Here is an 8186-nt window from a genome sequence, read left to right as displayed (position 1 = left end):
GATATCAATTACGCGTGGCCGACGGCGGAAATCGCCGTGATGGGCGCGAAAGGCGCAACCGAAATTCTCTACCGCTCCGAGTTGGGCGACCCAGAGAAAATCGCCGCGCGCACCAAAGAATATGAAGAGCGGTTTGCGAACCCGTTCGTGGCGGCAGAACGCGGCTTTATCGATGAGGTCATCATGCCCCATTCGTCGCGCCGCCGCATTGCCCGCGCCTTTGCCTCGCTGCGCCATAAGGATGCGGAACGGCGCTGGCGCAAACACGATACTATTCCTCTGTAATCCAGAGGATCGAGCCGAGGGGGAGGCCCTTGCCGCTGCCGTCCCGACTGCGCCGATCAAGAGCGCGGCGGGGCGGCAGGCCCGGCGGGGGAGGGGTTTAGAGCAGTTTCGCGGGAGCCGCAGGTCCGATGATTAAAAAAATCCTTATCGCCAATCGCGGTGAAATCGCCTGCCGGGTCATCCGCACGGCCAAGAAAATGGGCATTGCGACCGTCGCCGTTTACTCGGACGCTGACCGCGATGCGATGCATGTGCGGGAAGCCGACGAGGCGGTGCATATCGGCCCGGCCCCGTCGAACCAATCCTATATCGTTATTGATAAGATTCTGGACGCGATCCGAAAGACCGGGGCCGATGCGGTGCATCCGGGCTATGGGTTTCTGTCGGAAAACCCGGTCTTCGCCGAAGCCTTGCAGAAGGAGGGGGTGACTTTCATCGGCCCGCCGGTGCGCGCGGTTCAGGCGATGGGCGATAAGATCACCTCGAAGAAGCTGGCGGCAGAGGCGGGGGTTTCCACCGTGCCCGGCCATATGGGCTTGATTGCCGACGCGGAAGAAGCCGTGCGCATCTCCCAAGGCATCGGCTATCCGGTGATGATTAAGGCGTCGGCGGGCGGTGGCGGTAAGGGCATGCGCATCGCTTGGACCGACACGGAAGCCCGCGAAGGGTTCCAATCGTCGAAAAACGAAGCCAAAGCCTCCTTCGGCGACGACCGGATTTTCATTGAAAAATTCGTGACCGAACCGCGCCATATCGAAATTCAGGTTTTGGGGGATCAGCACGGCACGGTGCTGTATTTGGGCGAGCGCGAATGCTCCATTCAGCGCCGCAATCAGAAGGTAATCGAAGAAGCGCCCTCGCCGTTTCTCGATGAAGCAACGCGCAAGGCGATGGGCGAGCAGGCGGTCGCGCTCTCGCAAGCCGTGGGCTATTTCTCGGCGGGGACGGTGGAATTCATCGTCGATGGCAACCGCAATTTCTACTTCCTCGAAATGAACACGCGGTTGCAGGTGGAGCATCCGGTCACGGAACTCATCACCGGTATTGATCTGGTCGAGCAGATGATCCGCGTCGCTTCCGGTGAAAAGCTCAGCTTTGGGCAGGACGATGTCAAACTAACCGGTTGGGCGATGGAAAGCCGCCTTTATGCCGAAGACCCCTACCGCAATTTCCTGCCCTCCATTGGGCGGCTAACGCGCTACCGCCCGCCGGTCGAAGGCCCGCAGCCCGATGGCACCATCGTGCGCAACGATACGGGCGTGTTCGAGGGCGGTGAAATCTCGATGTATTACGACCCGATGATTGCCAAGCTCTGCACCTGGGGGCCAGATCGCCTGACGGCGATTGAGGCGATGTCGGTGGCGCTGGATACCTTCGAGGTCGAAGGCATCGGCCATAATCTGCCGTTCCTCTCGGCGGTGATGCGGCACGACCGGTTCCAAGCGGGGCGGCTGACGACGGGGTTTATTGCCGAAGAATTCCGCGAGGGCTTTAAGGGCGTCACCCCAAACCAAACCGAAGCGCGCGCACTGGCCGCGATTGCGACCTTCATCAATCAAGCGCTTCAGGAGCGCGCGGCGGATATTTCCGGCGCACTCTCCAACCACCGCCGCGTGGTCGGGCGGTCCTGGGGCGTGACGCTGGGCGAGCATCGCTTTGGTACGACCTTCGAGCCGCGCCAAGATGGCGCGCTGGTGACGCTGGAGAATGGCCCCACCCTGTCCGTCGCCAGCGATTGGACGCCGGGGCGCAGCCTTGCGCGCTTTACCGTCGATGGGGTGCCGCTCGGCGTAAAGGTCGACCTGGTGCCGGGCAATGGTTTGCGCCTGCGCTTACGCGGCATCGATCTGGTGGTGCGCGTTCGCAGCCCGCGCAGTGCCGAGCTTGCGGCGCTGATGCCGGTGAAGCTGCCGCCCGATACCTCCAAAATGCTGCTCTGCCCGATGCCCGGCGTGATTACGGCGGTCAACGTCAGCGTCGGCGAAGCCGTGGAAGCCGGGCAAGCGCTCGCCTCGGTCGAGGCGATGAAGATGGAAAATATTCTGCGCTCCGAACGCACGGGCGTGGTGAAGCGTATCGCGGTGGCCGTGGGTGAAAGCTTGGCCGTCGATGAACTCATCTTGGAATTCGAATAGGCGCACGGGAGGCAGGCATGACCGAGAAAAAAACCGTGCAGGATTGGGACACGCTCGCCGAAAAAGAGCTGAAGGTTTCGCCGCAAACCCTCATCTGGCACACGCCGGAAGGCATTGACGTCAAGCCGCTCTACACCAAGGACGATCTGACCGGGATCGAGCATCTCGACGGCTTGCCAGGGTTCGCGCCGTTCCTACGCGGGCCGCGCGCGACCATGTATGCAGGCCGCCCGTGGACCATTCGCCAGTACGCAGGGTTTTCGACGGCGGAAGAATCGAACGCTTTCTACCGCAAGAACCTAGCGGCGGGGCAAAAGGGCCTGTCGGTCGCCTTCGATCTCGCCACCCATCGCGGTTACGATTCCGATCATCCGCGCGTCGAAGGCGATGTGGGCAAGGCGGGGGTTGCCATCGATTCGGTCGAGGATATGAAAATCCTCTTCGACGGCATTCCGCTGCAAGACATGTCGGTCTCGATGACGATGAACGGCGCGGTCATTCCGATTCTGGCGAGTTTCATCGTTGCCGGGGAAGAACAGGGCGTGCCGCGCGCCGAGCTTTCGGGGACCATTCAGAATGATATTCTGAAGGAATTCATGGTCCGCAATACCTATATCTATCCGCCCGAACCCTCTATGCGGATTATTGCCGATATCATCGAGTTCACGGCTAAGGAAATGCCGCGCTTCAACTCGATTTCCATTTCCGGCTACCATATGCAGGAAGCCGGGGCGACCCTGGTGCAGGAACTCGCCTTCACCCTGGCCGATGGGCGCGAATATGTGCGCGCGGCCCTCGCCAAGGGCTTGAATGTCGATGAGTTTGCCGGGCGCCTGTCGTTCTTCTTCGCCATCGGCATGAATATTTTTATGGAAGCCGCCAAGCTGCGCGCCGCCCGCCTGCTGTGGTCGCGGATCATGGCGGAGTTTGCGCCGAAGAAGGCGTCGTCGCTGATGCTGCGCACCCATTGCCAAACCTCGGGCGTGTCGTTGCAGGAGCAAGACCCCTATAACAATATCGTCCGCACGGCCTATGAGGCGCTGGCGGCGGTGTTGGGCGGCACCCAATCGCTGCATACCAATTCCTTCGACGAGGCGATTGCGCTGCCCACCGAATTTTCGGCGCGCATCGCCCGCAACACGCAGCTTATTCTTCAGCATGAAACCGGCGTGACCAAAGTGGTCGATCCGCTGGCGGGCTCCTATTACGTCGAAAGCCTCACCAACGAATTGGCGGAAAAAGCCTGGGCTTTGATCGAAGAGATCGAAGCGATGGGCGGCATGACGCAAGCGGTGAACGATGGTTTGCCGAAACGCCTGATCGAAGAGGCGGCGACGCGCCGTCAGGCTGCCGTCGATAAGGGCGACGAGGTCATCGTCGGCGTGAATAAGTACCGGCTGGAGAACGAGCAGCCCATCGATATTCTCGAAATCGATAATAGCGCCGTCCGCATCGCCCAGGTAAAGCGCATCGAAGACACGAAGCGCCGCCGCAATGCAGGCACGGTTGCCGAAACCCTGGCCGCGCTCGAAAATATCGCCCGCACCGGCGAAGGGAATCTTCTGGCCGCTGCCGTCGAAGCCGCCCGCGCCCGCGCGACGGTTGGGGAAATTTCGGACGCGATGCGCACCGTCTTCGGCAATCATTCGGCGACGCCGCAGGTGGTAACGAACATCTACGGCAAAGCCTATGAGGGCGAGCCGGAAATGACCGTGCTGGTGGAGCGGCTCGAAAGCTTCGCCAAGGAAATCAAACGCCGCCCCAAGCTGATGGTGGCGAAACTCGGCCAGGATGGGCACGACCGGGGCGCGAAGGTGATCGCTTCTGGTTTTACTGACATCGGCTTCGACGTGGTGGCAGGGCCACTATTCCAAACGCCGGAAGAGGCCGCCGATATGGCGCTGGCCCAGAAGGTCCACGCCATTGGCGTTTCCTCGCTCGCGGCGGGGCATAAAACCTTGCTGCCGCAGTTGATCGACCAACTGAAGGCCAAGGGTGGCGGTGATATCGTCGTCATCTGCGGCGGGGTTATTCCGCGCCAGGATTATCAATTTCTGCTCGATGCCGGGGTTTCGGCGGTCTTTGGGCCGGGGACGAATGTGTTGGATGCAGCGCAAGTCGTGCTGGATTTGATCGCGAAGAAGCCGCGAAACATCTGAGCGCCGCAGTGTATAATCTGGGAGAATAGTGCTTAATCCTAATGTTTCTGGCATATGGCGGCGAATCTGTCCTAAATTCATCGGGAAAGCGCGATGCTTTTGAGGTGAATAGGGGGTAGAGATGCGTCATTCGGGATCGCTCGGGGTTCGGGGCCGGTTGTGGCTGGCGTTTGGGATCATCTCTCTCTTGCCGGTTTTGGCGACGGCGGCGGCCTGGGTGGCTTTCCAGACCGTTCTGGTGCGGATGGACACGGTCGTTGACGATCGTTTGCCGCAAATCGAAGTGGCGCTCTTGCTGCAAGCCCAGGGCGAACGCTTAGTCGGCCTGGGGGCGGCGGTTATTTCCGCCTCAACGCCGGAAGCGCGCGACGGTGTGCGCCAGCAGATGACGGCGGACCGCGACGAAGCCCTGCGCCTGATAAAGCGGCTGCAGGACGGCGGGATCGCGCCGACGGCAGTCAGCGATCTTAAAAATTATATCGATGATCTGATGCGCAATCTCAACACGCTCGATACGGCCAATAGCGCCGCGCTTGATGCCGACGCGCGGCTAAAGCGCGTAGTCGCCGAGTTCGATACGGCGGTGAGCGAGGTTGGCATTACCGCATCGCGCGTGCTGCGCGGCGATAGTGGCGGCTCCACCATCGTGCAGTTCGTCAGCCGTCTGTCTTGGCAAGTCCGCGCGATGCTCACCGTCGAAAAGCTCGAAGATTTGGATGGGATGGAGCAGCAGGCCGCCCATCAATCCACGCGGCTTATTCGCCTCATCGAAGGGCTAGAGCCCGCCGATCAAGCCTATTTCACCACCTCGGTCGCCAAGATCAAGGAGGTGATGGCCGCCAATCTTTTCCATGTGCAACGCACGCGCCTACTGGATTTGCAGGACCGGGATTTCATGCTGGCGTCGAACCTGTCGGTCTCCCAAGGCATCCGCAAAGATACGGCGGGCTTCGTTAGCCAAGCGCGCGAGGGCGTTACGCAGGCGGCAGGGGATATGCGCGCGGCCATTCAAGCGGGCATGAATATTCTCATCGGCGTTGCCGTGGGGGCGTTGCTATTGGCGGTCGCTATCGGGTCGTTCTATGTCAACCGACAGATTATCGCCCGGTTGCTCAGCATGACCCAGGTGATGCAAGCGATGGCCGAGGGGAACCGTCAAATCGCGATTCCACCCGCAAGCCAGGATGAAATCGGTTCGATGGCCTTAGCCCTGCAGGTGTTCAAAGATAATGCCCTGCGCGCCGATGCGTTGGCGGCGGCGGAAGAAGCGCAACGGGCGGCGCGCGAGGCCCGCGCCGAAACCTTGGAGCGCCTCACCGGCAGTTTCGATCTAGCGATTTCCGGTGTGCTGGGGTCGGTCTCCACCGCCTCGCAGGAGATGGAAGTGACGGCGCAAACCATGTCGGCCAATGCCGAACAAACCAACCGGCAGGCGCAGGTTGTAGCAACGGCTACCGAGCATGCGTCGGCGAATGTGCATACGGTGGCGGTAGCTGCCGACGAGCTTTCGTCCTCCATCCGCGAGATCGGTCGGCAGGTGGCGCAATCGAGCGATATTTCCCAGCGGGCGGCCCAGGAAGCGCAGGCGACGAATGCTACGGTGCAGGGGCTGCTCGAAAGCGCGCAGCAGATCGGCACTGTGGTGAAACTGATCGATGAAATTGCCGCGCAAACCAATCTTCTCGCCCTGAATGCCACCATCGAAGCCGCCCGCGCCGGGGAGGCGGGGAAGGGGTTTGCCGTGGTCGCCAATGAGGTTAAAAGCCTCGCCAATCAAACCGCCCAGGCAACCGAAGAGATTAACCGCCAGATCAATGCCACCCAGGCCGTAACCCAGGACGCGGTGACGGCGATCAACGGCATTCTGAGCCGCATCACCGATATCAACGAAATCGCCGCCACGGTAGCGGCTGCGGTCGAGCAACAGTCGGCGGCCACGGCGGAAATCGCGCGGAACGTCCAGCAGGCGGCGGCCGGGACGCAAGAAATCAGCGATACGATTGGCAGCGTCACAGATGTTGCGGGCCAAACCGGCCAAACGGCGGACCGGGTGCTGGCCGCAGCGCAAGGGCTCACGACCCAAGCGGCGGCGTTGCGCGATGTGGTCGATGGGTTTTTGCGCGGGGTGAAGGCGGCTTGAAACCGGCCTTTCTTGCCGCGTGATTTTGCGCTGCACGTCTGTTAGAACGCCATTCAGTCTATGATTTTCAACTGAGATGGTTGCAATGCAGCACGAAACTCACCAGGACCGGATCGATTTACCGACGCTCGTCGTTATCAACCTGCTGCTGACGCTGATTGCGGCGGTGTTGATTTTTGGCCCGCAGGTCATTTTCTATGTGGCGCTGGTTTTGGCGCCCTTGGGGCTCACGATGGTCGTTGCACTCTCGCGCGGGTATGGGCAACCGGCACTATAGATCAGCGGTCGAGCCTCAGGGATAGGCGGCCATCACCGCCGTCCCATCCGGCGATATGGGTCTGATCGCACCAATTGCGCAAAAACGCATCTGCATCCGGGCCGCGCCACAGTGCGGGCCGATCGTCTAGACGCGGTTGATCGCCGCCGCCGAGGCGCAGCGCGTGAACATCAAGGCCGTTTAATCTTCCACCCGCAAAGCTTGGCACGGCAAGAATGCTGCGCCATAGGGCCGGGTGCGGGCGCACGCTTTGGCGTTGGGAGTGGAACAGGAAGTTCCCAAGGCCATAGAAGGCGGGTTTCCCGTCGATCAATTCCATCCCGTGCAGCACCGGCGCGCCATGCCCGACGAAAAGATCGGCCCCCGCTGCGAGCAGGCGGCGGGCGAGACCGGGTATCCAGGGCGCGGGCTTCTCCCAATCGGCGGGCCAATGGTGCGTGTGGAGCGACGCGATAACCAGCGCGCCCGTGGCTTTGGCAGCGGCGATGGCGGCTTCTTGGCGGGCGAGATCGACCTCATCGACCGTCCAATGCTCTTCCGGCGCTTCGGCGACTTCGAGGGTGAGGCCGAAGAAACTTTGACAGCCCGGCGGCGTTGGCGTCTGGAAGCCCACGGCCACGCGGGTTTTCAGGCGTTGGCTATCCCCCATCTGCGCGGCCAATGTGGCGAATTGTGCCAGAACTTCCGGCGGTAATCCCAAGCGCCGCGAGACTTTCAAGCGATTGACGCCAGGGCGGCCCGGCCCGCCCTCAACGCCGTCGCTCGCATAGACCGAGGCGTCCCACGGCCCGGCGTCCATCGCAACCAGAGCGAGCTCTCCGCCCAAGCCGGCCTGGGTTGCCGCCGTCAGCGTCGGCCCCGTGCCCGCGACGGTAAAGCCGCGCGCCTGGGTTTCCTCCAAGGTCGAGAGAATGCCGTTCGGCCCCAAATCGCCCGCGTGATTATTGGCAAGCGACAAATGGGTGAAGCCGAAGTTCTTGAGAACGTCCAGCAGTGCCGGGGCAATCCCGTGGGCGGCCTTATCCTTCATTGGCCAACCGCCGAAGCGGCCTGCGATGCTGCCGTCGAAATTGGTGAAGGCAGCATCGCAGCCGCGCAGCAGATCGACCAGCGCTAAGGTGTCCGCCCCGGCCCCCGGAAGCGGATCGTGGCGGATCAGCGATTGACCCGCCAGCGCGACCCGCCATTCT

General features: G+C 61.7%; 6 protein-coding genes. 5 read left to right on the top strand and 1 reads right to left on the bottom strand.

What is annotated here, in order from left to right:
• From ACIQ36_RS16180 to ACIQ36_RS16160, 5 genes are all read left to right on the top strand, one after another.
• Positions 1 to 285, top strand: a 285-nt coding sequence (locus tag ACIQ36_RS16180; RefSeq protein WP_395831187.1) for a carboxyl transferase domain-containing protein, incomplete at its 5' end; no start/stop codon positions are given.
• 128 nt (positions 286 to 413) lie between these two features.
• Positions 414 to 2420 (top strand): acetyl-CoA carboxylase biotin carboxylase subunit, encoded by a 2007-nt coding sequence (locus tag ACIQ36_RS16175; RefSeq protein WP_395831185.1) that lies wholly within the window; start codon positions 414 to 416, stop codon positions 2418 to 2420.
• 17 nt (positions 2421 to 2437) lie between these two features.
• Positions 2438 to 4579 (top strand): methylmalonyl-CoA mutase, encoded by a 2142-nt coding sequence (gene scpA / locus ACIQ36_RS16170; RefSeq protein WP_395831183.1) that lies wholly within the window; start codon positions 2438 to 2440, stop codon positions 4577 to 4579.
• 121 nt (positions 4580 to 4700) lie between these two features.
• The gene (locus ACIQ36_RS16165) at positions 4701 to 6719 is read left to right on the top strand and encodes a methyl-accepting chemotaxis protein (RefSeq protein ID WP_395831181.1); all 2019 of its coding nucleotides are present in this window, start codon (positions 4701 to 4703) and stop codon (positions 6717 to 6719) included.
• A gap of 85 nt (positions 6720 to 6804) precedes the next feature.
• Positions 6805 to 6996 carry a hypothetical protein gene (locus tag ACIQ36_RS16160; RefSeq protein WP_395831179.1) on the top strand — a complete coding sequence of 64 codons (192 nt, stop codon included), beginning with the start codon at positions 6805 to 6807 and terminating at the stop codon, positions 6994 to 6996.
• A gap of 1 nt (position 6997) precedes the next feature.
• Here ACIQ36_RS16160 and ACIQ36_RS16155 read toward each other — a convergent pair.
• The coding region (locus ACIQ36_RS16155) for a CapA family protein (protein WP_395831177.1) at positions 6998 to 8186 on the bottom strand (1189 nt) is incomplete at its 5' end.

It is taken from the genome of Elstera sp., from assembly GCF_044372965.1.
GTDB lineage: Bacteria > Pseudomonadota > Alphaproteobacteria > Elsterales > Elsteraceae > Elstera.
The sequence above is the reverse complement of the archived record's forward strand: the minus strand, read 5'-3'. Positions and strand labels throughout refer to the sequence as shown.

What these genes read in the sequence shown, in the direction of transcription:
- ACIQ36_RS16175 (WP_395831185.1), top strand. Translation starts at nt 414, where the DNA reads ATGATTAAAAAAATCCTTATCGCCAATCGCGGTGAAATCGCCTGCCGG.
- scpA (WP_395831183.1), top strand. Translation starts at nt 2,438, where the DNA reads ATGACCGAGAAAAAAACCGTGCAGGATTGGGACACGCTCGCCGAAAAA.
- ACIQ36_RS16165 (WP_395831181.1), top strand. Translation starts at nt 4,701, where the DNA reads ATGCGTCATTCGGGATCGCTCGGGGTTCGGGGCCGGTTGTGGCTGGCG.
- ACIQ36_RS16160 (WP_395831179.1), top strand. Translation starts at nt 6,805, where the DNA reads ATGCAGCACGAAACTCACCAGGACCGGATCGATTTACCGACGCTCGTC.